The sequence below is a fragment of the Leptospira broomii serovar Hurstbridge str. 5399 genome (genome assembly GCF_000243715.2).
Classification (GTDB): Bacteria; Spirochaetota; Leptospiria; order Leptospirales; family Leptospiraceae; genus Leptospira_B; species Leptospira_B broomii.
Genome location: NZ_AHMO02000010.1, coordinates 75,861 through 99,431 on the forward strand (window position 1 = coordinate 75,861; position 23,571 = coordinate 99,431).

Annotated in this window: 20 protein-coding genes and 1 tRNA gene; 14 read left to right on the forward strand and 7 right to left on the reverse strand. The window is 43.2% G+C overall.

From position 1 onward, the window contains the following. Nucleotides 1–436 precede the first annotated feature (436 nt). Nucleotides 437–2,869: a PAS domain S-box protein gene (locus LEP1GSC050_RS21160; RefSeq protein ID WP_020987807.1), complete on the forward strand. Its 2,433-nt coding sequence runs from the start codon at nucleotides 437–439 to the stop codon at nucleotides 2,867–2,869. Continuing rightward, nucleotides 2,866–4,065 (forward strand): EAL domain-containing response regulator, encoded by a 1,200-nt coding sequence (locus tag LEP1GSC050_RS17265; protein ID WP_010569008.1) that lies wholly within the window; start codon nucleotides 2,866–2,868, stop codon nucleotides 4,063–4,065. The genes LEP1GSC050_RS21160 and LEP1GSC050_RS17265 overlap by 4 nt, the downstream gene beginning before the upstream one ends. On the opposite strand, the gene LEP1GSC050_RS17270 is transcribed toward LEP1GSC050_RS17265, so the two are convergent. From LEP1GSC050_RS17270 to LEP1GSC050_RS17280, 3 genes are read right to left on the reverse strand one after another with little or no spacing between them, the layout of a single operon-like run. Then, the gene (locus LEP1GSC050_RS17270) at nucleotides 4,048–4,875 is read right to left on the reverse strand and encodes a glycosyltransferase family 2 protein (protein ID WP_010569009.1); all 828 of its coding nucleotides are present in this window, start codon (nucleotides 4,873–4,875) and stop codon (nucleotides 4,048–4,050) included. The genes LEP1GSC050_RS17265 and LEP1GSC050_RS17270 overlap by 18 nt on opposite strands. Next, nucleotides 4,872–6,221 (reverse strand): multiheme c-type cytochrome, encoded by a 1,350-nt coding sequence (locus LEP1GSC050_RS17275; protein ID WP_010569010.1) that lies wholly within the window; start codon nucleotides 6,219–6,221, stop codon nucleotides 4,872–4,874. Before LEP1GSC050_RS17275 ends, LEP1GSC050_RS17270 begins: the two co-directional genes overlap by 4 nt. A 6-nt stretch (nucleotides 6,222–6,227) precedes the next feature. Continuing rightward, nucleotides 6,228–7,127, reverse strand: coding sequence for a sulfurtransferase (locus tag LEP1GSC050_RS17280; RefSeq protein WP_010569011.1), 900 nt, complete (start codon nucleotides 7,125–7,127; stop codon nucleotides 6,228–6,230). Between the two features lie 266 nt (nucleotides 7,128–7,393). On the opposite strand from LEP1GSC050_RS17280, the gene LEP1GSC050_RS17285 reads away from it, so the two are divergent. Further along, a complete protein-coding gene (locus tag LEP1GSC050_RS17285) occupies nucleotides 7,394–8,158 on the forward strand; it encodes a hypothetical protein (protein ID WP_010569012.1) in 765 nt (254 codons plus the stop codon). A gap of 611 nt (nucleotides 8,159–8,769) precedes the next feature. On the opposite strand, the gene LEP1GSC050_RS17290 is transcribed toward LEP1GSC050_RS17285, so the two are convergent. Further along, nucleotides 8,770–9,012, reverse strand: coding sequence for a helix-turn-helix domain-containing protein (locus LEP1GSC050_RS17290; protein ID WP_010569013.1), 243 nt, complete (start codon nucleotides 9,010–9,012; stop codon nucleotides 8,770–8,772). 411 nt (nucleotides 9,013–9,423) lie between these two features. Between LEP1GSC050_RS17290 and LEP1GSC050_RS17295 the strand changes: the two genes are divergently transcribed. Then, on the forward strand, nucleotides 9,424–10,164 hold the full coding sequence (locus tag LEP1GSC050_RS17295) for a hypothetical protein (RefSeq protein ID WP_156896027.1): 741 nt from the start codon (nucleotides 9,424–9,426) through the stop codon (nucleotides 10,162–10,164). A gap of 88 nt (nucleotides 10,165–10,252) precedes the next feature. Here LEP1GSC050_RS17295 and LEP1GSC050_RS17300 read toward each other — a convergent pair. After that, nucleotides 10,253–10,336: transfer RNA gene (locus LEP1GSC050_RS17300), tRNA-Leu, on the reverse strand. Nucleotides 10,337–10,358: 22 nt separating this feature from the next. Beyond that, nucleotides 10,359–10,763, reverse strand: a complete 405-nt coding sequence (locus tag LEP1GSC050_RS17305; RefSeq protein WP_010412271.1) for a PaaI family thioesterase — start codon at nucleotides 10,761–10,763, stop codon at nucleotides 10,359–10,361. Between the two features lie 110 nt (nucleotides 10,764–10,873). Between LEP1GSC050_RS17305 and LEP1GSC050_RS17310 the strand changes: the two genes are divergently transcribed. The 10 genes from LEP1GSC050_RS17310 (at nucleotide 10,874) to LEP1GSC050_RS17355 (ending at nucleotide 22,874) form a co-directional block, all read left to right on the forward strand. Next, nucleotides 10,874–12,862, forward strand: coding sequence for a hypothetical protein (locus tag LEP1GSC050_RS17310; RefSeq protein WP_020987800.1), 1,989 nt, complete (start codon nucleotides 10,874–10,876; stop codon nucleotides 12,860–12,862). A gap of 466 nt (nucleotides 12,863–13,328) precedes the next feature. After that, entirely contained in the window at nucleotides 13,329–13,910 is a 582-nt protein-coding gene (locus LEP1GSC050_RS17315; protein WP_010569017.1) for a peroxiredoxin, read from the forward strand. Between the two features lie 182 nt (nucleotides 13,911–14,092). Then, nucleotides 14,093–15,508 carry a Fe-S cluster assembly protein SufB gene (sufB, locus tag LEP1GSC050_RS17320; RefSeq protein ID WP_010569018.1) on the forward strand — a complete coding sequence of 472 codons (1,416 nt, stop codon included), beginning with the start codon at nucleotides 14,093–14,095 and terminating at the stop codon, nucleotides 15,506–15,508. A 43-nt stretch (nucleotides 15,509–15,551) separates the two neighbouring features. Next, nucleotides 15,552–16,427, forward strand: coding sequence for a tetratricopeptide repeat protein (locus LEP1GSC050_RS17325; protein ID WP_010569019.1), 876 nt, complete (start codon nucleotides 15,552–15,554; stop codon nucleotides 16,425–16,427). Further along, nucleotides 16,427–17,503 (forward strand): 23S rRNA (adenine(2503)-C(2))-methyltransferase RlmN, encoded by a 1,077-nt coding sequence (gene rlmN, locus LEP1GSC050_RS17330; RefSeq protein WP_010569020.1) that lies wholly within the window; start codon nucleotides 16,427–16,429, stop codon nucleotides 17,501–17,503. Before LEP1GSC050_RS17325 ends, rlmN begins: the two co-directional genes overlap by 1 nt. A gap of 31 nt (nucleotides 17,504–17,534) precedes the next feature. Beyond that, nucleotides 17,535–17,831 carry a Cys-rich protein gene (locus LEP1GSC050_RS17335; RefSeq protein ID WP_010569021.1) on the forward strand — a complete coding sequence of 99 codons (297 nt, stop codon included), beginning with the start codon at nucleotides 17,535–17,537 and terminating at the stop codon, nucleotides 17,829–17,831. A 42-nt stretch (nucleotides 17,832–17,873) separates the two neighbouring features. After that, on the forward strand, nucleotides 17,874–19,589 hold the full coding sequence (locus LEP1GSC050_RS17340; RefSeq protein ID WP_010569022.1) for an ArnT family glycosyltransferase: 1,716 nt from the start codon (nucleotides 17,874–17,876) through the stop codon (nucleotides 19,587–19,589). 152 nt (nucleotides 19,590–19,741) lie between these two features. Further along, on the forward strand, nucleotides 19,742–20,416 hold the full coding sequence (locus LEP1GSC050_RS17345; RefSeq protein WP_010569023.1) for a TetR/AcrR family transcriptional regulator: 675 nt from the start codon (nucleotides 19,742–19,744) through the stop codon (nucleotides 20,414–20,416). Between the two features lie 666 nt (nucleotides 20,417–21,082). Next, nucleotides 21,083–21,961: a substrate-binding periplasmic protein gene (locus LEP1GSC050_RS17350; RefSeq protein WP_010569025.1), complete on the forward strand. Its 879-nt coding sequence runs from the start codon at nucleotides 21,083–21,085 to the stop codon at nucleotides 21,959–21,961. Between the two features lie 55 nt (nucleotides 21,962–22,016). Then, nucleotides 22,017–22,874, forward strand: coding sequence for an MBL fold metallo-hydrolase (locus tag LEP1GSC050_RS17355; protein ID WP_010569026.1), 858 nt, complete (start codon nucleotides 22,017–22,019; stop codon nucleotides 22,872–22,874). Between the two features lie 8 nt (nucleotides 22,875–22,882). Here LEP1GSC050_RS17355 and LEP1GSC050_RS17360 read toward each other — a convergent pair whose 3' ends face one another. Further along, the gene (locus LEP1GSC050_RS17360) at nucleotides 22,883–23,503 is read right to left on the reverse strand and encodes a lytic transglycosylase domain-containing protein (RefSeq protein WP_010569027.1); all 621 of its coding nucleotides are present in this window, start codon (nucleotides 23,501–23,503) and stop codon (nucleotides 22,883–22,885) included. Between the last annotated feature and the right edge of the window lie 68 nt (nucleotides 23,504–23,571).

Consider the following 23,571-nt stretch of genomic DNA (forward strand, 5'->3'; position numbering starts at 1 on the left):
GATCATTTATCCGGAAATATCTTTCCATTCAAACCGCTAAATCTAAAGAACTAATAAATGAATCTTTCGTAAAGAAGAAAGGGTATTTTAAAAGTTCATGCTATACTTTCGGATTAGAAGTGTTATTCTAAAATAACAGTTGCGTTCGAGGCCGGAAAAGACGCGGAGAAACCTTCAGTTTCGGTTTTTTTTGAAATTTTTCGTCCTATAACGAAGTCGGCAATATGAATTATCCGCTTTAGAGAAGTAGGCGTACGCAATTAAGGAAACTCTATTTTTTCTCGACTTTGAATTATTCATTATGCGCAATACGTAATATTTTGATAACCTGTTCGGGTTCAGCGGAGAGTCGAGAATGATTGAGCGAAAAACGTCGGATCCGATTGATATCTTTGGATCCATCGCGTTACTCTATGTTTTGAGTGCGGTCTAAAATATGAGCCTAAGCTTGATGCGTAAATTGATTCTATTAATTGAAAACGAAGAAGCAGGGGTTCCTCCACTTCACGATTTACTGACTCAATCCGACCAGGATGAAATTTTTTCAGTCCAAACCGTTACGACCGAAACGGCAATCGGGCAGATAAAATCCTTAAATTACGATCTCCTTATAGTCGACTATCGTTCCATTTTTCCTAACAACCTTAATCTAATAGAAGAACATAAAGTATCTAATGCCGCAACGCCGTTTATTATCATTAATAAAGCGATTGATTCCGACGCCAAGTTGCGATCTTTCGAGGCAGGGGCTTCCTATTACATTGATAAAACTAATATCAATCCTTCCTTTTTAAAGGAAGCAATTCGAACCTGTTTGGAAAAAAAAGAGTTTGGGAATATCTTTGGGGAAGATTCTCTCAAGCTTAAAGAAATCATTCGACTGAATATAGAAATAGCTACGACAGAGTTAGATACGGAGGAACTTCCGGACTTTATCGCAGAAAAGATCGGTCGTTTTGTGGAATGTGACGGCGTTTCGGTAGGTAAAAAGGAAGGACAGGAATTCGTCTATAAGGGGACTTATGGCAAGTTAGTTTATCCGAAAGGGCTTCGAATTCGGACGGAACGCGGTTTTTCAGGTCAAGCGATCGGCAATAAAAGAATTTTGTTTCACGGCCAATTGAGTTCGCTTTCAGGCGAAGTCGGCGACGATTATTCTTTGAACGGTAAGATAGGTAGCGGAGTCGCAATCCCGCTTTTCTTCGCGGACGAACCTGTCGGAATCATAAATGTGTTTTCGGAAAGACACGATTCGTTTGAAAGAGGAATTGAGAGATCCTTGGAGTTGCTTTCCGTGATGCTGGGATCCATCCTTTACAAAAAAAACGTAGAGCATGAACTTCGTTCCGGCAGAAATATGCTGAAAAACGCTTTAAAAATCGCTAATCTTGGCAGTTGGGAATGGAACGTAATCGAAAATAAAATCACTTGGTCTGACGAAGTCTATTCGATATTCGGAATTTCCAAGAATGAGATTCAAATATCAGTCGACGGATTCTTTTCATTCGTCCATCCGGACGATGAAGCAAGAGTTCGGAGATTCGGAGAGGAATTACTCGAATACGGGGCCGTAACTGAAATCGATCATAGAATCGTAAGACCCGACGGGGAAATTCGCTCCGTTGTGGAAAGGGCCGAATTGATACGTAATTCAAAGGGAGAGCCCACCTTCATAATCGGTACTGTTCAGGATGTTACCGAAAAAAAACGATCCGAAGAAAACCTAAGATTGCTACAAATTGCTATTGAAAAATCCACGGATATCTTTCTAATCACCGAGTCGGAACCGATCGCCGATCCAGGACCTAAAATCGTGTATGTAAACGAAGCGTTTGAAAAACTTACCGGTTATACTAGGGAAGAGGTGATCGGCAGGACTCCCAAAATATTACGCGGACCGAAATCGGATCTGAAAATCCAAGCAAAGATAGAAGAGTCTATGTCTCAATGGAAACAGATTCGAGAAGAAACATTGAATCATCGAAAAGACGGGACGGAGTTTTGGACGGAACTGGATATGTTTCCGATAAGCGACTCTACCGGACGATATACTCATTGGATTTCCATTCATCGGGACGTGACGGAAAGGAAACAAACCGAAGAGCGGTTGATGCAATCGCAAAAAATGGAGGCCGTCGGGCAGCTTGCAGGCGGACTTGCTCATGATTTTAATAATTTATTAAACGTCATACTCGCGAATCTTGATCTTCTCGAACTTAAATTAAAAGAGTCGCCGGATTTACTGAAGCGCGTGACCTCGGCTCAAGATGCCGTGCAACGTGGGGTCGAAGTAAACCGAAGATTATTATCCTTTTCGAGAAAGCAACCTATCAATCCGGAAATCGCCGATGTGAATCAGCTGCTTCGCGATTTTTCGCCGATTCTCGAAAAGATACGAACCGATAAAGTCGGCGTCGAGTTGGAAATATCGAACGAGTCCTTGATTTGCGAGATCGAAAAAAGTGGATTGGAAAACGCTCTTTTGAATCTAACGATCAATGCTCGGGATGCGATGCCTGAGGGCGGAACGATTCGGATTTCTTCGGGATTATTAAAGAATGCAGAGTCGGAAGGAGTTCGAATATCAGGATTGGAGCAAGCAGATTACTGTTTAGTTACGGTAACGGATTCGGGGATCGGGATGGATGAACCGATAAAGGCCCGAATATTCGAGCCGTTTTTTTCAACTAAAGGCGCTGGAAAGGGAACCGGATTAGGCTTGTCAATGGTTTACGGTTTCGTAAAACAATCAAAAGGATTTGTTAAAGTGATTTCAGTTCCCGGTCACGGAACAAGCTTTCTTATTTTCCTGCCCATACTTAGCCCCGATCATTCAGTCCCGGCTGATGAGGGAGCAATACTTCCATGAATAACCTCAGAGCTAAAAAACTTCTGATCCTGGATGATGAAGAAGAAATTACGAAAATTTTAGGTGAAATTGCGGAAGATTGCGGTTTTAACGTAGCGCTTACTTATGATGCTCCGGACTTTCTTACTAAGCTCGACGATTCTTTCGACTGCATCATCCTAGATTTGATGATTCCTGGAATGGACGGCGTGGATGTAATTCGCGCGTTGTCCGAAAAAGAGGTGGATCCGGATGTTGTTTTAATTTCTGGAGCGGACCGTCGAACTTTGCATAGCGCTCAAACATTAGCGGGGGAATATGGATTGCGAATTTATTCGGTCATGGAAAAGCCGATTCGTATAGCCGACATGAGATCTCTGCTCCAAGATTTATTCGAAAAATCTGATAGAGTTCCGCGTTCAAAGAAGTCAATTATAGGAAATTCCAGGCTTTCCTTTAAATCGGAGGAACTCTACCATGCGGTGCAATCCGATCAATTTGTTTTGCATTATCAACCAAAAATCGACCTGAAGACCGGCAAGGTAGAAGGCTTCGAGTCGCTCGTTCGTTGGAGCCATCCGGAGTTCGGATTGCTGTATCCCGATTCGTTTCTGCCAAACATGGAAAAGGAAGCGAAAATCCTCAACTTAATGACCGACAAAATAATAGATATCGCGTTGGCAGAATGCGCCAAATGGAAATCTATGGGAAAAGAATTGAGAATGGCGGTTAACGTCTCTCCGGTAACGTTGACGGAGTTGGATTTTCCGGAAAGAATTTACGCAAAAGTAAAAGAAAGCGGAATATCCCAAAGTAATTTTCAAATGGAAGTGACCGAGACAAGTTTTTTGGAAAACATTCGATTTACTCAGGATATCTTAACTCGTCTCAGGATTCGGGGCATAGGTCTGTCCATTGACGACTTTGGAACCGGCTATTCTTCATTAAAGCAATTGCATAGATTCCCGTTTACGGAGTTAAAGATCGATAAGTCTTTCGTAATGGATTCCCCGCAAGATAGGGAGTCTTTGTTTATTTGCCAGGCCTCGATTGATCTTGGTCATAAACTTGGAATGACTGTAGTAGCGGAAGGGATAGAAACGCCCGAAGTCGAAAAGCTGATGAAAGACGCCGGCTGCGATATAGGACAAGGATATTATTATTCCAGGCCGATTCCTCCGGAACGGATTCCTGAACTTTTAGAGAATTTTGGTTGAACCTCGCTTGGTCGGAATTTTACGGACCGTCTTAGGGAGTCGAATAATCACCGATTTCTTAGAACGATTGCCGCCGTTTAAAAACGTTAAGTAAAAAAATATCCAAAGAATTTTTGCTCCGGCGCGTAAGCTACCGATCAGAGTCCCGCTGATTTTCGATTTACCTCCTTTTCTCCGTTCGTAGCGGACGGGAACCTCAACGATTCGAAACCCTTTTCGAACGGCTTTGATTTGCATCTCCAGATTCCACCCCCATGTCTTATCCTTCTGTCCTAATGATAGGAACGAATTCCAACGTAAGACTCTAAACGGACCTAAATCGGTAAATTCCACTCCGTAAAAGACTTTGAGTAGAAAACAGGATAGGGCATTACCGAATTTTTGCAAAAAAGACAATGATCCATCTTCGGCGCCGCCTTGAGTTCTGGTACCCAATACAAAATCCGTTCGAGGGTCCATTACGAAAGGTTGAAATAGGGAAAAAAGATCGCCCAAATCGTCCGATCCATCTCCATCAACGAAGACCAAAAACTCGGGAGATTCAGTTAGGCTTTTTAAAAAGGAAATCCCGGATAAGCAAGCTATTCCGTAGCCTTTATTCGGTTCTCTAACTACGCAAACTTTCTGTTCTGCCGCTACTCGAGCGGTTCCATCAACGGATCCGTTATCGATTACCAATATGCGAGAAGATTCGATCCCAAGATTTTTTAATTCGACCAATACTGCAGGTAGGCTTTCTTCTTCGTTTAACGCAGGAATAATAAAATACGCCTTCTTCCAAAGATGATGTTGGATCTGTTGCTTGCTCACTCTCCTTTTCTCCTGCCGGACATTTTAAAGAGTTCTTTCGTAGGGAAGATTCGGCTCATTCCGGTCGCCAAATCTACTTCTTCCTTATGAACTAAGCTTGAGAAAGGATAAAATTCTTCGATATTACGAATTTTGTCAGCGTAATCCTTAAGGGTTTTGTCCACAGCAGTTCGCATTTGTTCCGCATTCGATTCCTTTAGCCTTACATGAAAAATTTCTAGAACCAATATTCCTTCTTTCTCCAGTCGTAATGTCTCCGACCAAACTCGGGTTTCTCCCGGTCGGATGCGGTTATCGGATATCAGCATCGCTTTCGGATACCATTTCCATTCCTGACCGATTTTCGTCTCCTTTCGTTCTATCTCGATTCCATAATTATTTTTAACGGAGATTATTAATTTCAAAAATCGTTCTGGATCTCCCGAGGGAATATAATGGGAAGACATAAAATTAGAGAATTCTAACGTAGTTTCAATCTTATTCTCATGTATCCTTAATTTTAGAGGACTAAATTTTAGTCCGGATTTGTATCCATTGGCGACTTGAGAGTCGTAAAATTCGAATCGTTTTGGAACTCCTCCGCCGACAAATCCGTGCCTGTGTGAGATTCGTTTTGGACTTCCTAAATTCGAATTTACGAATTTTCTCCAGATTTCGGGCATATGACAAGATCCGCAAGTTTTCTGCCCGTGAGAATTTCCCTGATATTTGGACTCGTTTCCGGTATTGAATGCGCAGACAAGTTGGTCGTCCAACGTATAAGATACATTATGACAATCTAAACATCGATTTCTAAGGAGATCCCGTTCGATGCGAACCGGATGAGGCGGCTTTGTTCCTCCGGTGGCGCCTAGTATGTAAGACTTCCCCTCGTCATCCAATCTGACATGGCAAGTGGCACAAGTGACACCCTCTAATTTCATCTTTGCATCGAAATTCGGGTTTGCTTCTTCTATCGGACGACGATAATCGCCGTTCGACAGAAAATTCACGATAGTTTCCCGTTGATTCGATACCGGAATATGGCAGTTAAGGCAGAGCCAACGCGGGGAAGAGGATTTGGAAAGTTCGGATTGAAATTGTAGGTCGCTGAAAGCATTTGCGTGGGTGGAAGCCCTCCATTCCAGATATATTTCCGTATGGCATTTTCCGCAATTTTCGGCCCGGACTTCGCCGACGCCTTCCAAAGGAGGAAGATAAGGAATCGGTTTTGTCCAAGGATGGTTTCCCAAAGCGACTTCTATCGATACCTTCCGATTCCCGAAATAAATAATGTATACGAGAAGTCCGACAAAGACCGTCAAACATAAAAATATTATGCTTCCCTTGAATTTAAAGTTCTCCATCGGTCCTTAATTCGGTCCTTTAACCAAGGGAAACTTATCGGGATCTAAAGAAGACCATTCCCACATCGATCCGGCGTAGTTCTTGGCGTCGTATCCGAGAGAAACTAAAACCGCTACGAGCCAAGCCGATCGAATTCCTCCGGTGCAATACGATACGACGGTTTTTCCGAATTCGATCCCTGCCGAAGAGAATTTCCTTCTGAGTTCGGTCTCGGGGAGAAGATATCCGTCCGAGTTTAGTAAGTTTTTATAATGTAACGAACGCGCTCCTGGTAGATGTCCTCCGCGCGATTCTCCGTGTGGTGTTTTGCCTTCAAACTCTCGGTCTTCCCTAGAATCTACGAATACGAATTTTCTATCCGATAAATGCGAATTTACGAAGTTTGCGTCGACTACCCAATCTCTCGACCGTCGAGCGGGATTCATAGTAAAAGTTTCTATTTTCGAATCACTAAAATTTTTAGACTCGAAAGCTTTTCTAAGTGCGTGAATTCCTCCGTCTATGATATAAGCATGTGAAAAGCCTAAAGTACGAAGGGACCAAACTATTCTTCCTTCCTCCCCCCAACCGGAAATCGGGTCGGCGAATACGAGGATGAGATTTTTCTTTTGAATTCCCTTTCTTCGTAGGATTTCGGTCGCTTCGGATTCGGATAATAAATAACCGAGTAAAGGAGCGTCTTTTCTGGAAATTTCTTTCCATTCTAGATAAATGCTTCCGGAATAGGCCGTAAATTTGAAACCTTCCCGCGCATCTACCACGATCGCCCCCTGCTTTTCGAGAGAAAGCGCGTCCACAGCGCTCAAAAACCAGCTTTTCCTGATTTGCTTCTTTTCTTTCGTAGATGCGGCATGCGCAGGCTGAGATAGTAGGAAGAATAGCAGCAGGAAGATTTTGATCTTCATCTAGAAAAGCCTTTTCGCTTATCACGCGTAGTCAAGGACTAATGCAAAGATACTGCTTAGAACTTATTTAAGGCGGGATTTCTTTGCGGCTGAATACCGGTAGCGAACGATTCGAAGATCTTTCTATCGAAAGATTTGAAGAAATATGCGAATCTTGGCGAGGTAAAATCCATCGTATTACTGACCTTCCTCTTTGACCGAGGATTACGATTTCTAACACTTAAAAAGATTTTCAAAATGCACGGCTGAGTCGACCATTACCTCCAATGGGTTCCCTTTTGAATGATCCCGAATTTCCGAAATTAATTCGAGCATATAGGTCATCGTTGCGCCGTCGTTATTCGGCAGATAATATTAAACGATATCCCCGTTTTAGCGATATTTCTTCCGCAAGAGTCGAACTGCTCGTTAAGTATTTTTTAGAACTTTTGTATCCTGAGTTGGAGGGGAGAATTCGGTTGGACGGAGCCTTTTCCTCGCTTGCAGGTTTTGTTCAATCTCCATCCAAAGTTTTCGGAGTACTAGGTTCATTAGGAACTGCCGTGTTTAAATTGGGGAGATATTTAAAGTCGGCTTTCCAAGCCGGTTTTGCGGCTCTTCATACGTACGTGACGGCGCATAAGTTTGAAGACCTTATGTTTGCAAAAGCAAAGGAGTTATTAGATCAGGGGGCGGATTTGGAAAAGTCGGAAGTGTTCGACTATGTTTTGGCTTCGGTTTCGCCTCACGACGCGGATGCCTTTAGAAACGATATCGTAAAATTGTTCCGCACCCTTTCAAATCACGAACTGTTATCAAAAATTAGAGATCTTATGGACGCAGTTGTTCGAACGATGAAGGCCAAACCCAAACTTTATTCTCATGAGGAAGTCTCGGGCATTCTTTTAGGCGCGGGGATTCTCGCTAGGGGGGAGGAATTATTTCAAGGAATGTCGCGCAGCGAAATGGATTTAATTTTGGAAGCGATCGAAACGATTGAAAAGGACAGCTTTTATGAAGCTTTAGATAGAACGAAACTTTCCCGAAAATAAAGGCATTTTTATCCGATGCTTCCAATGATAAACTATAAAACTACGCAATTATTCGATTAAATACATGAGACAGAATACCGATCTCAAAATTGCCGCTAATTCAATATCGAATTAACGACAACCGATTTATTCTCTCGAATAAATCCACCCGGAGAATTTCGTCCAGAGTTAGAAAATATAGCACTGAAATATGACTTAGATGAGGAAATACATTTCATTCTAATACCGGTTGTTCGATAGATTGGGCAACCGGCATTAAAATGTACATTTCGATAGACGGAAAATAATCGAAGAATAGTTATTATTTAAAATGTAGAATCGACATCAATGATACGGTTAGTCTTCGGTGAATCCTATCGTTCCATTTTGCCGATATAATTTTCTATCTTATTCTACAGATCTTTCTCTTACCTGATAGGATTTTAAAATCATTTTTTAAAGATAAGCCCTTATTATTTTCGCCTACGTAATAAATTTGATAAAATTAATGTATTAATTTATATTTTCATAATTCTTATAAACGGCCTCCATTCTGTAGTTAAATTTATTCATAGAGAACCATGCTTGCAATGGGTCGGAATAACAGAGAGTCATAATTTAATAGAAATTAATTATTTCTTTTTTCCTTTTTCGTCGCTGATTGAAACATTCAAAAGATCTTTCGGGTGAACTCCTAACGCAATAGCGATTTTATATAAACTTTGTAAATTAGGCGCATTTCCGCCGGTTTCAATTCTTTGATAAGCACGAACTCCCATTTCCAGACCTGAAACCTCTTCTTGCGTTAATCCCTTTTCTAATCGTAATTCTCTTATCTTCTTACAAACGTTCTTTTGAAATGTTACATAATCCATTCATTCCATTTTACAGAGTGAAAGTCGGTTTAGCCATGCCTGTAGTGACAAGTATAAATAGACGTAGACATTAATGACGTGTATATTAAGGTGTGCAATTAACAGAAATGTTAATGTGGACGGATTTCGTTGGAAATTAAGCAGGAACCTGAGATAAGGCTAACTACGGATAAGTTTTTAGGCGCCTTCTTTCGAAGCTTATCTGTAATAATAATAATTTGGTTGGTTTGGTTCGCTTATCGAAATCGGTTCTTACGGAATAATGCATTTGTTATTTTTCGGTTCTCGGAAAATTTAACTAGTAGAATAGATCCTGTCTTTAGTCCAGATGACCGAATTATAGGGTATTCAATTTTAATAGTATGTATGGTATCCTGTTCGTCAGGAAAATCGAATTATAAATCGATAGAAATGTTCTTAGGACTTTCGTCTATTAATCCACAATGTTTAAATGGATATTGGTTTTATCCAGGGAAGCCAGGAGCACCTACATTGCTCTATATTGGAGGAGAACTTCCATATAACCTAAGTGTCCGAATCCCAACGACTACGAATCATCCTGATATCGTTATGACTGATTTCGTATATAATGCTGGATGGAATATTTTGGCGGTCGATATTCCTGCTCAAGGCTGCGATCAACGTCCTGGAGAACAAGCTGGATTATCAGGCTGGGCGGACAGAATAGCCAAAGGTGAAAATGTGATCGGTTATGCTGTAGCTAAATATTCTAATATAATCAATAAATTGGAAAGCCAAGGAAAAATAGATAAAACTAGACTTGTTATCTCCGGGACTTATAGGGCAGCATACTTATCTTTTCATCTTGGTAGCGAAATAAAATTCGCAGCAGTAGCTGGATTCGCTCCCATGGTGCGGATGGTAGACCTTACGGAATTTCAAGGGTTAGATCCAAACACTATCAATCAATGGGATGTGATTAATCTAACTCCGAAACTTTCCGGATTAGATATCTATTTTGAATATGATGATTCTGATACTAGAGTTAATACTGCGGATCAAGTTAAATTTTTGAATTCAATTATTCCTGTGGCGAATGTTTCATATTATGAAACAAATGGAGAAGGTCATAACGTTCCCGAGCAACAGTATATCGATGGGGCAAAATGGATTCTATCTCAAGTTAAATAAAAATAATATACTAGATCTAGAATAAATCTTCCGCTAACTAAGCTTGCGATTGGAGCCTTAGGAAATTTAGAAGAGGGGAAAATAACCCTGCCGACGGTCGGAGTCGAACCGACACGAGGTTGCCCTCGCTGGATTTTGAATCCAGTGCGTCTACCAATTCCACCACGTCGGCGGGTCGTATGAGTCCTAGAAGATCAGGAATCGAGTTCGATATACTTGCCCTTGCCTCGGGCAACAATCTTGCCGATTTCATTCTCGATTTCGGCCCGGTTTTCGATTACCTTCTTGTTCTTCTTTACAAACCAACCGCGTAGATGCAGAGGTTGATTTATTTGCGCCGGCTGAAGAAAACGGATCGTAAGTTCGCCGGTTGTCGTTTTAAAATTCATGGCTTCGTTAATCTTAGCCATAATTTCGTCCAATATTGTAGCTATGATTCCGGGATGAATGACATCCGGGGAACCTTGAAACTTTTCTGGGACAGTATAATCGCCATAAGCGGTTTTAGTGTCCTCATCAAAGGTGATCTTGAGTTGAAGACCATCCGGGTTGTCAGGGCTCGAACCGAAACTCAGGTTTTCCCGAACCGTTGATTTCATAAATGTCAACATATTACTTAACATTCATGGTGTCAATCGTAAAAACTATACGACCTTTGATTAAGAACGACACAATCCGTTGTCGAAACTAGATAGGAAGAACACTTTCTATGACAACTGCCTTACTTTTACTTCTCGGCTTGCTCTCGGCAGGTGCGGGAGCATACACCCTATTTCGGGATCCGAATAAATCCCAGCCGGGTGGGGGCGGTGCTGGCGGCGGTTCGGGCGGAGCTCCAGCTTCAGGAGGAGGAGGTTTCCAAGGAGCTCCTTCGGCAGATCGCGGAAAGTTAGTCAATGTCGGTGAACCGGGGACGCCCCCGCCAACTTCCCCAGGACCGTCTCCAACTCCGTCCCAAGAACGACAAACTCCATCACAAGGAAAGCAAGAATGGGAACAGCCGGCCCCCGCAGAAGGTGAACAACCTCCTCATCCTAACTTGCGTAAGAAGAAGAAAAAATTAGATCTTCCCCATGCTACCGACGATATCATTCGGAATAATTCCCGTTATGCTCACCATCGTAGGCCTTTATTGCACTCAGAGGCGCTTGTAGATAAGGAGAATTTTCATGGCGCTTTAGAAATTTTAAAGCGGACAAACGCGCGGATTCCGGATCAGGAAATTAACGGTAAGATCGGAGAGAATATTCAGGCAATTGAAGATCATATCCAGGCTCCAGAAGAGGAGGAGGCTTATACACCTGATGATTCGAACTATAGCGGGCAGCCGATTCCAATGGGGGATCTTGTTCGTGCGATCAAGGAGATCAGTCAAGCATTAGGAAATACTTTATCACAAGGATTTAATCAACCGATTCAAATTCAATCACCTGCCGCAGGAGAAGCTCCCAAGCTTCCTGCCGAACTGCCTCCCGGACCGGTTTCCTATACGGTCGTTTCCTACGCGCCTTCTTCAGGGCCTATCCCTCCGCCACCTCCGGGAGCTCCAGTAAACTATTCTCAAGGAGGCATACCGGGACCTCCGGGGCCAAGTATGCCGTCGACAGGCGCTCCGCCTTCCGCTCCCTCATATCCTCAAGGGCAGCAACCTCAAGCCCCCTTCAAACCTCCCGGATCAGATCACATAGATCCGAACGAATTGGATTTACCGGAGGATACTTTCTTTACCGACGAGTGGGATAAGTTCAAGGACCTCCCTCTTGTAGATCGTAGAACGGGAGAGGATCGACGATCCCGTGGAGAACGCAGGGGAGATAATGCGGCTAGACGAGACCGGAGAGCGGGCGACGACCGCAGACAGGAAGATCTATTCGCGTTACGTGACGAATATTTAAAGAAAAAAGCGGAGGAAAAGAAACAGGAGCGCGAGCGCGCTGAAGATGAATATGAACCGTCGGCGGAGGAATGGCCTCAGCCTCAGGTTCCACTATCGGACCAACTCCCTTCCTATGCGATGCCTGCGTTACCGCAGGTAGAGTTGGTTCCGATCCATCTTCCGGACCCGGAAGATAAAACGATTCATGGTGATATTCCGCCTAACGCGCCGGTTCAGTTGGAAGGCGCTCCGGCACCTTCGGGCGAGCCAAGAGCCGAGACCGGGCCTGTAGAGCTTCTCAAAATAGATCTCCCGAATCCTGTGGATGAAAGGCGAGGAGAGGAATCTCGACCTGAAATTCCTTCGTTAGCGCCTGCAACTGCGCAGTCGAGCGACGAGTCCCCGGAAATAGAGGTCTTAGAAGGCGGATTGGAGCCCTTGGACGAAGATCGTCCCGAGTCCCCCGAGTCTTCGGGAGGCGGTGAAGAAGAACCTAAAATGATCCACGGGATCTTGGAGCTCAAGCCGCCCGAAGTAGACGACGCTCCTTTCCTTACTCTGACGTACGATTTCGATAAAATACCGCACTCGTTCAAACTTTCTAAGAATTATAGCATTATGGAATACTCATATTATAAGTATAAACCTATGTTGATAAAGGCTCAGGAATTCGCCAGAAGAAAGATGCTTAAGAATGCCTTAAACTATTATCGCGTGATAAAGTCCCAGAATATTCCTCCGGAGTTACGTAAGATGATCAATCGGAACATCAAAGACATAACGGAATTTATGGAAAAATATCTGATGGCAAAAGGTGGATAACGGAAGACAGACGAGTTCGCTTTCAGAGGACAGAAGCTACTCGATGTTAAAAAGGTTACAGAGGTAGGAAAAGATCTAAGATAACGCAAGAATCTTTCTCTATAACATGGAAACTCGGCTTATCAATATGTACTGTCCTCTGTCTTCTGCGTAGGAGCTCCAACAAGATCGCGTCTGCAAAAAATACTTGAAACTTTTCCGAATCCGTGATATCCGCGAAATCACGAGCCCTCCGCGGGTACCACCGATCCGGCCCCCACCCAAAAGGGCGGGGAATTTACCGATCCACACTACGGACATGTACTCCGGGGCCGGAGATTTGTTCTCTTCTAACTCCTAATTGCTTTATGATAGTGCCAATCTGACTGCTTTACGTACGAATCGCGGATCCCCAAAAAAATAAAAACTGCTTCACAAAAGACTCGTCTAAATTTAGAATGATTCTAAAATAAAGGAGCGTATCCCAATGCCTCAAGTAACCTCACTTGCACCGGACTTCAAAGCCGAGGCCGTAATCGGCCAACAGATTAAGGAAATCAAACTTTCCGAATATAAAGGGAAATGGGTCGTACTATTTTTCTGGCCGCTGGATTTCACGTTTGTTTGCCCTACCGAAATCATCGAGTACGATGCAAAATTGGACGAGTTCAAGAAGCTAGGCGCCGAAGTTTTAGGCGTTTCCGTCGACAGTGCATTTACTCACCTAGCCTGGAAAAACACGGCACGTAAACAAGGCGGACTTGGCGAAATCCGCTATCCATTGGTTGCGGATATCACTAAATCCATTGCCCGTGATTACGGCGTTCTAACCGAAGGGGGAGTTGCACTCCGCGGAACCTTCATCATCGACCCGAAAGGCGTAATTCGCCAATCCACAATCAATGATCTTCCGGTTGGACGCAATATCGATGAAGCAATTCGTTTGGTAAAAGCTTTCCAATTTGTAGAGAAACATGGGGAAGTTTGTCCTGCAAACTGGGACGAAGGTAAAAAAACCATGAAAGCGGATCCGGAAAAGTCCAAGGAATATTTCTCCTCGGTCAACTGATCGCTTCTCGCTTCTTGCCCGGCTTCTCCAAGCCGGGTTTTCCCGGAATTTATCCTGGTCCGGGGAGAGTTCTCCGTGAATTCTGGTAAAAAGACTCGAATAAAACGTCAAAATCGGCTTAACTTTGATTTGAATCGTTTTTCCCGATAGGGAAAGGTCTAATTAGTAAAGGGGGATTTGTAATGGCACAAACGCTGGAAACCCTTGCCCTGGATGAAGAAAAATATTATCGAGCCGATAATTTCCCAAAAGGCCTGACGCGCAAAGTCGTCGAATCCATTTCTCATATAAAAAATGAACCCGCTTGGTTAACGGAATTTAGACTCGAAGCTTTCCGGATATACCAAAGCAAGCCCATGCCTACCTGGGGATTTTTCCCTAATTTTCACGTAGATATCGATGAATATGTTCATTATATAGGCGCCAATCATAAGAAAAAGAAATCCTGGGACGAAGTCGATCCTGAGGTCCTGAAAAGTTTCGAACGTTTAGGCATTCCCGAACACGAACGGAAATACCTAGCCGGAATCGAAGCGATGGAAGATTCCGAAACCGTATATGCGAACGTTAAGAAAGAACTTACCGAGCTCGGAATTATTTTTTGCGATATCGATACTGCGATTCGTGAGTATCCGGAAATTGTACGCAAATATATCGGAACTGTCGTCTCGATCGGAGATAATAAGTTTTCCGCATTAAACTCCTGCGTATTCTCGGGCGGGTCTTTCGCTTATATTCCCAAAGGAGTTAAGACTCCCATGCCGCTTCAAGCGTATTTTAAAGTGACTGCGGCTTCTTCCGGTCAATACGAGCGTACTCTTCTCATTGCGGAAGAAGGCGCCGAGCTGGAATATTCGGAAGGTTGTTCTTCAGTTCAAGACAAAGGAACGAATTTTCATACTGCAGTCGTGGAACTGGTCGCTCACAATAAAGCGAAGATATTCTATACCACTATTCAGAATTGGAAAAAGAATATGTATAACTGGACGGTAAAGCGGGGGATCTGTCATGAATCCGCACATATCAGTTGGACGGACGTCAATATCGGAGCCAATACGGTTAAATATCCGGGAATCATTCTCCAAGGAGATAATTCGACGGGTGATATACTGTCTCTAGCTTTTGCCGGATCCGGTCAGATTCAGGATACCGGAGCCCGTATAATTCACGTAGGTAAGAATACGCGAAGTAATATTTTGGCGAAGGGAGTTTCTCTGGATGGCGGTACAAACTCTTATCGTGGTCTAGTAAAATTCGCATCAGGTTCTTCTAATGCATATAGCCACGTAAAATGCGACGGTCTAATGATGGATGATCGTTCCCAATCTCATGCATATCCTTACAACGATGTTAGCGGCCAGAATGGTACATTGAATTACGAGGCGACTGTTTCTAGAATCGACGAAGATCAGTTGTTCTATTTGCAGTCTAGGGGATTGTCGGAGGACGACGCCAAATTGTTAGTCATCAACGGATTTTGCGAAGGCGTCACTAAGCACTTGAACGTGGAATATTCGGTCGAGATGACTAGGTTGATTCGCATGATTTTAGAGGACGGTAAGGTAATCGCCGAGCATAGCGACTCTGTCGTAACCTAAAAAGAGCTGGAAATCCGGTTCCAGTTCACCATAATTTATTTCCATGATCAATCGCTTTCTAGGGTTTTTTCTTCTTCTTGGCCTAGTTTTGGCAGCCTTCTCAGTTTTTACTTATAGCGAGGAAAAGCAGGAGGATCCCGTAAGTGCGTCCTCATCTGCCGGATCTGAGGAAAAATTTCAATTCTCGGAACTGCTTAAAACTATCTGGGGCGACCTAACTTCCAAAGATCCGAAACCTATAGATTCTAATTCAACGAATCCGTCGGAAGAACCTACCGAAATTTTTAAAGCCGGACTCGACGCATACGAACAGAAGGATTATGAAAAGTCGATTCGGGAATATGATCGCTATCTTGAGAAGCTCCCATCCGATATTTATGCACTTTATAATAGAGGATTGGCAAAATATAATCTCGGCCGATTTTCCGAAGCGGAAATCGACTTCGATACCGCTCTTAAAATTAAGCCCGACAATTTCGATATACTTTTGTATCGGGGATACTGTAAAAGTGAATTAGAAAAGAGAGATGAAGCCTTTACGGACATCGATCGCGCCATCAAACTCGGGGCGAAATATGCAGAAGCGTACGTAAACCGAGCCATCTTGTATAATCTTTCCGAACAACCAAATGCGGCATTGAAGGATGCGAAGGAAGCCGTTCGACTCGACGCAGGAAGTTCTCGTGCAAATTTCCAGATCGGCTACGCTTATTATAGTCTGAAGAAATATAATGATTCTATTAATGCCTATTCAAAAGCCATTACTTTGAATCCGCAAGACGGAGGCCAATCGTATTATAATCGAGGCCTAGGTTATATAGCCGTTCGCAAAAAGAAGAACGCTTGCGATGATTTTAAACTCTCACTCGAAGGCGGCTATTCTGGCGCAAATGAGATGATTCAGGAATATTGCAAGTGATGAAGGCTTATACCGAATATTCCTCATCTTCCGAAGTTTCCGTGGGCGCCTTGACCCCTTTAAAGGGTAAAACGTTGGAGGAACTGGCCGCTCTTTTCTCTTCTTTAGGCGAAAAACCGTTTCGAGCAAAACAAATTTATAATGGACTTTATACGAATCGATACGAGTCCTGGGATGAATTTACCACTTTAGGAAAAGACTTGCGGAGGAAACTCCAGGAGGTCGCGTCCCTTACAAAACTTAACGTTGTCAAGCATCTGAAATCCGTAGATGGAACGCAGAAATTTACGTTCGAATCGATTTTAGGCAGCGGTAAAGAATTCGAATCCGTATGGATTCCCTCCGGAGACGGCGGAAGAAAGACGATTTGTATTTCTTCTCAGGTAGGATGTACTCTTAATTGTAAATTTTGTGCCACTGCAAAACTGCCGTACCAAGGGAATTTAAAAGCTTCGGAAATTGTGGATCAAATTTTGCAGGTGGAACGTATCGTCGGCGACCGGGCAACCAACGTCGTATTTATGGGAATGGGCGAGCCGATGCATAATTACTTCAACGTTATGCGTGCCGCGAAAATTCTTCATGATCCTGAGGCCATCGGATTAGGATCCAGAAGGATTACCATTTCTACTTCAGGTGTGGTGAACGGAATTCGTCGGTATATCGAGAACAAAGAGCCTTATAAATTAGCTATCTCACTGAATCATCCGGATCCCGACGGAAGAAAGGAGATTATGGATATCGAGGAAAAATTCTCGTTACCGGAACTACTTGAAGCTGCCCAAGATTATACAAGAATTCTGCGTAGAAGAATTACTTTCGAATACGTGATGATTCCAGGCGTCAATATGAGTAGCGAAGACGCCAAGAAATTGGTTCGGATCGCGAGAAAGATGGACTGCAAAATTAATGTCATCCCGCTTAATACTGAATTCTTCGGTTGGCGAAGGCCTAGTTCAGCGGAAGTGGGGGAGTTCCTGAGATTACTGGAACCGGCCGGAGTTCCCATCTTAAATCGTCGTTCTCCCGGGAAGGATATTAACGGCGCTTGCGGCATGCTCGCTTCAAAAAGTTGACCGTCTTTGTGCGATCAATAAAGTGGAGAGAATGAAGCCGCTTCTCTATTTGCGAATCTTTCCACTTTTGTTTTTAATACTTACATTTTTCTCCTGTAAGAATCCATATGAGAGAAAATGCCAGGAAATCTGTAAATTTTACCTTTCCTGCGCGGAAGAAGAATTTAAAGGAAAACAAGTCATTACCGATGCGGATCGAAATCTCGTCACGATTGATTGTGAATCGGGTTGTCTTAGGGAACAGGGGTTTGCGGTCCCCTGCTATGAAAGCGAAAAAACCTGCAAAGGGTTTAATCGCTGTATTATGGAGTCGGGATTAATGGATTGATTTCCGTTCCCCGTATACTTTTTTCCCGGAGCTTTACTTACTATGAATTCAACCGTTCAAGACGATTCCCTTTTCTCGAGAAAATTCGTAATATGGATCCTGCTGGCGTTAGCGATCCTGCCTATTTTACTTACGTTTCCTTTAGACGTTATCGATATAGATTCCTCTCAATATGCCGAGATTTCTCGAGAGATGACGGACAGTGGAGATTGGTTTTTTATCAGAGACAACGGAAGGCGTTATCTCGATAAACCCATTCTAACCTTTTGGAGTATTTCGAGTTCTTTCGTTTTGTTCGGGCAAAATAATTTTGCATTCCGTTTACCTGCCATTCTGCTTACTCTTGCTTCCCTTTGGGGAATTTTTACCGTCACAAAATTGCATTCAGGAAGTGTAAAGCAGGGATGGTTGGCAGTTCTTTTATACGCACTTTCTCCGGGATTGTATGCGATGGTCGTCGATCCGAAGATCGACGTCTATGTGACTCCATATATCATTCTGGTTTTTGCCTTTTATTATTTAGGAACTAAGAAAAATTCCGCATACTACTATGCGATGTATCTTGCAATGGGCTTGGGTTTCGTCACCAAGGGACCGATTGCGGTCGTAATTCCTGGAATCGGAATCGGAGGAGATATTCTGTTCCGGCGAGATTGGAAGCGTTTGCTAGGAATGAAATTATTTCCCGGAGTCATCATTGCGGCTCTTCCCCCGCTTCTATGGTCGATTCCTCTGTATCTTGAATTTAACACATACGGACCTTATTTTTTTCTGTGGGTGCAGTCCTTCGGTCGTTTTTACGTCAAGATGTACGATCAAAAATTCAATCCGGGTTTCTTTTATGCGAATTTCGCTTGGGCTTTCGGAGTTTTCATTCTCCCTTTTTTGGCGTACATCTTGGGGAAGGTCGTGCCGTTTCTTCGTCAGAAGGGAAGCATACTATTTTCTTCGATACGCGGTAATCTCTGGAGAGAGGCGGATTTTGTTCCTGCCTTCTGGCTGTTTGTCTTTTTGTTTTTAATCAGCTTTTCAAAATACCAGCTACCCCAGTATATTTATTGGTGTTTGCCTGCGGCTGCGGTCTTGGGTTCGGGATTTTTAATGGATCTGATCTCCAAAGAAGATAACGCCTTAGTCCGCTCGGGACGAATTCTAACCTGGATAACTTGCGCGATGTTCGTACTTGCAGGAATTCTTTTGCCGATTCTGTCCGTGACTGTGGACTTCGAATATATCGGATGGGTGCTATTCTACTTTGCCGCCGGAACGGCGCTTCGGTTTTTGTCCGGGAATAGAGAAAGAATTCTTACTGCCCTAGTCGTTTCCACATCCTTTTTCTTTACGTTAGTGAGTATGTACGCTTATCCGCTTCTGATTTCCTATCAGCCTTCTAAAGAAATCGGGAAAATCATTCAAGAAGCCGAGCCCAATAAGGATAAGCTTTTATTATTCGGCGTTCCGGCTTCCAAACGATCCTATGCGTTTTACTCAAAAAGATTTGCGAGAACCTTATTTGATCCGGATGTTTTATTCGATGCTTTGAAAAACGATGGAGAACGATTGATCGTTATTTCCGAGAAATTTCTGCCTTCTTTCTCCGAGTTTACGCAAGACAAAGTGGATATAGACATTTTGGCCGAATTCCCAAGTTACAAAGTCGCAACACCCGAAGGAAAATTTTTCTTAAAATCAAAGCGCGAATCGGTCGTTTCCAAGGTTTACTTAGCGAAAATCCGGTTTAAAAACCAAATACAGTAAATACGATTTTTAGATCTTTCATAAGTTCTTAAATGTAAGAACTTACGGATTTTTTGCTTGATTGGTTACCGATCGATCGATAATTTTACGAAAACATTATATAACTCCTTTTGGATGGCCGAAGCCTCCTTCCGTCGGTTTTTTGGAGACTTATGAGAAAAGTTGAAACTGCTAAGCATATTTTGCGCGGGGAGGCGACTCGAAAAAGGGTGCTTGATCTTGCCGTAAAAGTAGCTACGATCGAAGGTTTAGAGGCCCTAACGATAGGCAGAATGGCGGATGCAGCCGGAATTAGTAAGGCGGGATTGCTTGGACATTTCGGTACAAAGGAAGATTTGCAAATCGCAACGGTCCGAGCGGGCCGTGAAAAGTTTATCAGAAAAGTAATTTATCCGATTCGATCCGTGCCCGAAGGGATACCCCGTGTCTTTGCATTGATTGACAGTTGGGTGGATTATGTAAGGCAGTCGGAAGGCGGGTGTTTCTTTGCATCCGTATCCGCAGAGTTTGATTGCAGGCCCGGAGCGGTTCGAGATGCAGTAAGTTCGATGATCAAAGAGTGGCAGCTTGGGTTAGCGAAAGTAATTGAAGATGCGAAGAAATTGGGACATTTAAAATCGGACGTCGTTCCTAAGTCGCTTGCCTTTGCATTTCAAGGATACGAATTAGCGTTGAATCTCATGTTCCAATTATTGGGTGAAAAAGAGGCGGTTCACGAAGCCAAGGCCGCAATGCATCAATTAATTTTGAATTCCATCACCCTATCCGGAAAACGGGCCTTAGCTAAAGATTCGAATTTCGGGAAAAATCTAAGTCTTAATCAGTGATAACGATGACCCTTAAAGTCCGACTAAACTTATTTTTTAACGAATAAAATTTATTTGGGAATCGGATCTTTAGAAAAAAAGTAAGGGAAAATCGGTAACCCCGCCGAATTCTTAAGTAGGCTATTTTGTGAGCCTGGTTTGGTTTTGGTCCCAGGGTTCCCTGGGATCACTTTTCCTTTCATTCGATATTTCAGGAAAGAAGTTTCCGCGACTCTTGGAAAAGCTTTTTCGAGGTTGTCCCCACCCTTCCTGGGCGGGGGCCGGAGCGGCGGTACCACCTGAACCCCTTTTCATAAAATCTCTGGGATTGCAATACTTTTAAGGTGGCAAAAATCTGTAGGAGTTCCTGCACCTCAGTTTTATCGGTAATCATCGGCATGAACTAGGGTCGCAATTAATTGCGGTAAGCATCTTCTTCGTCTTGCCTTCGAGTGTTAAGATTCTCAACGAGCTATACCGTAGCTTATACAAACTTGCTCGATCGTCTCCAAGTTCATTGATGGAATAATGAAAACAGCAGTATAATAAGTACCGGAAAAAAATGAAACGAAATCGTTTCGGATATTCGTAAGAACTTTGACGAGAATATTTGAAATCCTTAATTGTTCAGGGTGAAATTTTTCCGTTGCGAAACTAAGAGGATTCGATTATCTTTATGCAAGAGATATGTTTTTTCCATTACTGCCTAATATTCATTTTTTGAGATTTTTTGTTTTTTTGTCCGGACTGTATTTTTTCTTTTCCGGGTCCTCAATAATGGCGCAAAGCGATTCCACTTCCTCGCGACTTCAGGATATCCAGCGGAGAGGAGAAATTAGAGTAACTGGAAACCGTAATTTTGCCCCATTTTATATCGATAATCCGAAGGAAGGGTTTCCCGGGTTCGACGCGGAGCTTGGAAAAAAATACGCGGATTTTCTAGGCGTTAAATATGTTTTCGTTCCGAAACCGGAATTCGAGGACTTTGCGGAAGCGGTTCAAAAAGGGGAAGTTGATTTAGCTCTTTCGGGATTAACGACCACACTGGAACGATCGAAAAAGATAAAATTCAGTAAACCTTATTTAATTTCAACACCGGCTGCACTAATTCGAAAGTCGGCTTTGCCTCCCGCTCCGGAAGGAAATATCATCACGACTCAGTATTTTCGGAGCGTAAAAGACCTCGGGGATTTGAGCGGCATAAGCTTTGCCGTAAGGGCATTTTCCGGAAGTCATGAATATCTTTTGCATGCTTTTCCGAATTCAAGAATTTTTACGTACGGAAGCATTGACGGCGCTTGGAATGCGGTGAAAGCGGGAACGGCAAATTGCTTCGTTGCGGAAGCGTACCATATTAAAGGAATTCTTCAGTTGCAACCTTCCTTGGCTTCTAATTATCGCCCGCTATTAGAAACAGTACAGGAGGATCATATCTCGGCTCTGCTTCCAAAAGTCGATCTTATCTATTTACGAAATTTCGATTTTTTTCTCTCTGAAATGATTCGAACCGGAGAGTTGAAATTATTGGAGGATAAGTACTTTAATTCGAGTGATTGGGTTAAGTAAGTTCCATAAATTTCTATTCAGACTGCAACGCTCAAGGGAATGCAGTCTAAAATACATGGCGACCGTCTCTAAAAGAAGAAGCGAGAATGTTTCCGGGAATTTCTATGTGGATTCGTCTTGCATAGATTGTGAAACCTGCAGAATTTTAGCCCCTGAAGTTTTTTCCGAGTCGGGCGGCGCGTCCTACGTTCAGAAGCAACCATCAAACGAAACCGAATCCTTAGAAGCGTTGAGGGCTTTACTTTCTTGTCCGACTGCATCTATCGGAACACAAGATCGAGCCGATCTTCAAAAAGCTAAGCAATCTTTTCCGTCATTGATTCAAGAAAATGTATATCATTGCGGCTATCATTCCAGAGCTTCTTTCGGCGCTTTTTCCTATTTAATCGTTCGGGATTCGGGAAATGTCTTGATCGACTCTCCTCGATTCGTTCCGTCGTTGGCGGAAAAGATACGTTCTTTGGGAGGAGTTCGGTACCATTATCTCACTCACAGAGACGATATAGCCGATCATGCGAAATTTAGAGAGGAATTTCATTGTGACAGAATTATTCACGAAGAGGACGCCGACGCTGTCGGTCAGCCGGAAATAATCCTTAAAGGAAAGGAGAATTACCGTTTGGATGAGGACCTTCTAATAATTCCCACACCCGGTCATACCCGAGGGCATTCCGTCTTACTCTATGCGGATCAATTTCTTTTTACAGGGGATCATCTTGCGTTCGATCCGGAGCGGGAACGTCTAATCGCCTTTAGAAACGCTTGTTGGTATTCATGGCCCGAGCAGAAAAAATCAATGCAGTCTCTTACAAATATAGAATTCGAATGGGTGTTACCGGGACATGGGCATCCGTTCCAGGCCTCTAAGGAACGAATGCATGAGATGCTCTTGAAATGCATTGAATGGATGTAAAAAACTCTCTATTTCCGAAATCCTAAGTATTCTTCCTGTATGGAAAATACATCTTCGGCATATTGACGGACTCCGCCCCATTTTTTCACGGCGGCCGGACCGGCATTATACGCCAATAGCGCCTTACGAATATCTCCGTCTTGGGTTTCTAATAAATGATTTAGATAGGAAACCCCTAAATGTATATTTACTTCGGTCTCGAATAGGTTAAAATCACGCACCTTCAGGCCCTCCAGAGAACCTATCCAGGCTCCAGTAGAAGGAAGAACCTGCATATAGCCTCGGGCATTCTTTTTGGATTTGGCTTTTCTGGAGAATTCGGATTCAACTTGAATCAATCCAAGAAGAAGACCTACTTTTTCACCTTCGGAACAATAAGTCCCGCAGGCCAGATCGTCGATCTTTGCCGCTTCGAGTAGTATCGTTTTAGTTAATATTTCCAGCTCCGAAGGGGAGATGGATGGTCTGTGCTCCTGGATGAATTTCTTTACCGAATGGGTTTCTGTCCGGCTTTTGTTTAAAATCCAATTTTCAGTCAGAGATCCCGCAATCGGCGCGACCAAGGATTGGTAGAGCAGGGGCAGGATCGCTATAAAGAAGTGTCGTTTTCGAATCTTAGGCTGGTTCATTAGAGTCCCAACCTCCTTTTAATTGTGCAGCGCACTATCTCTGACCATTCTTTTTGCAGTGCACCATG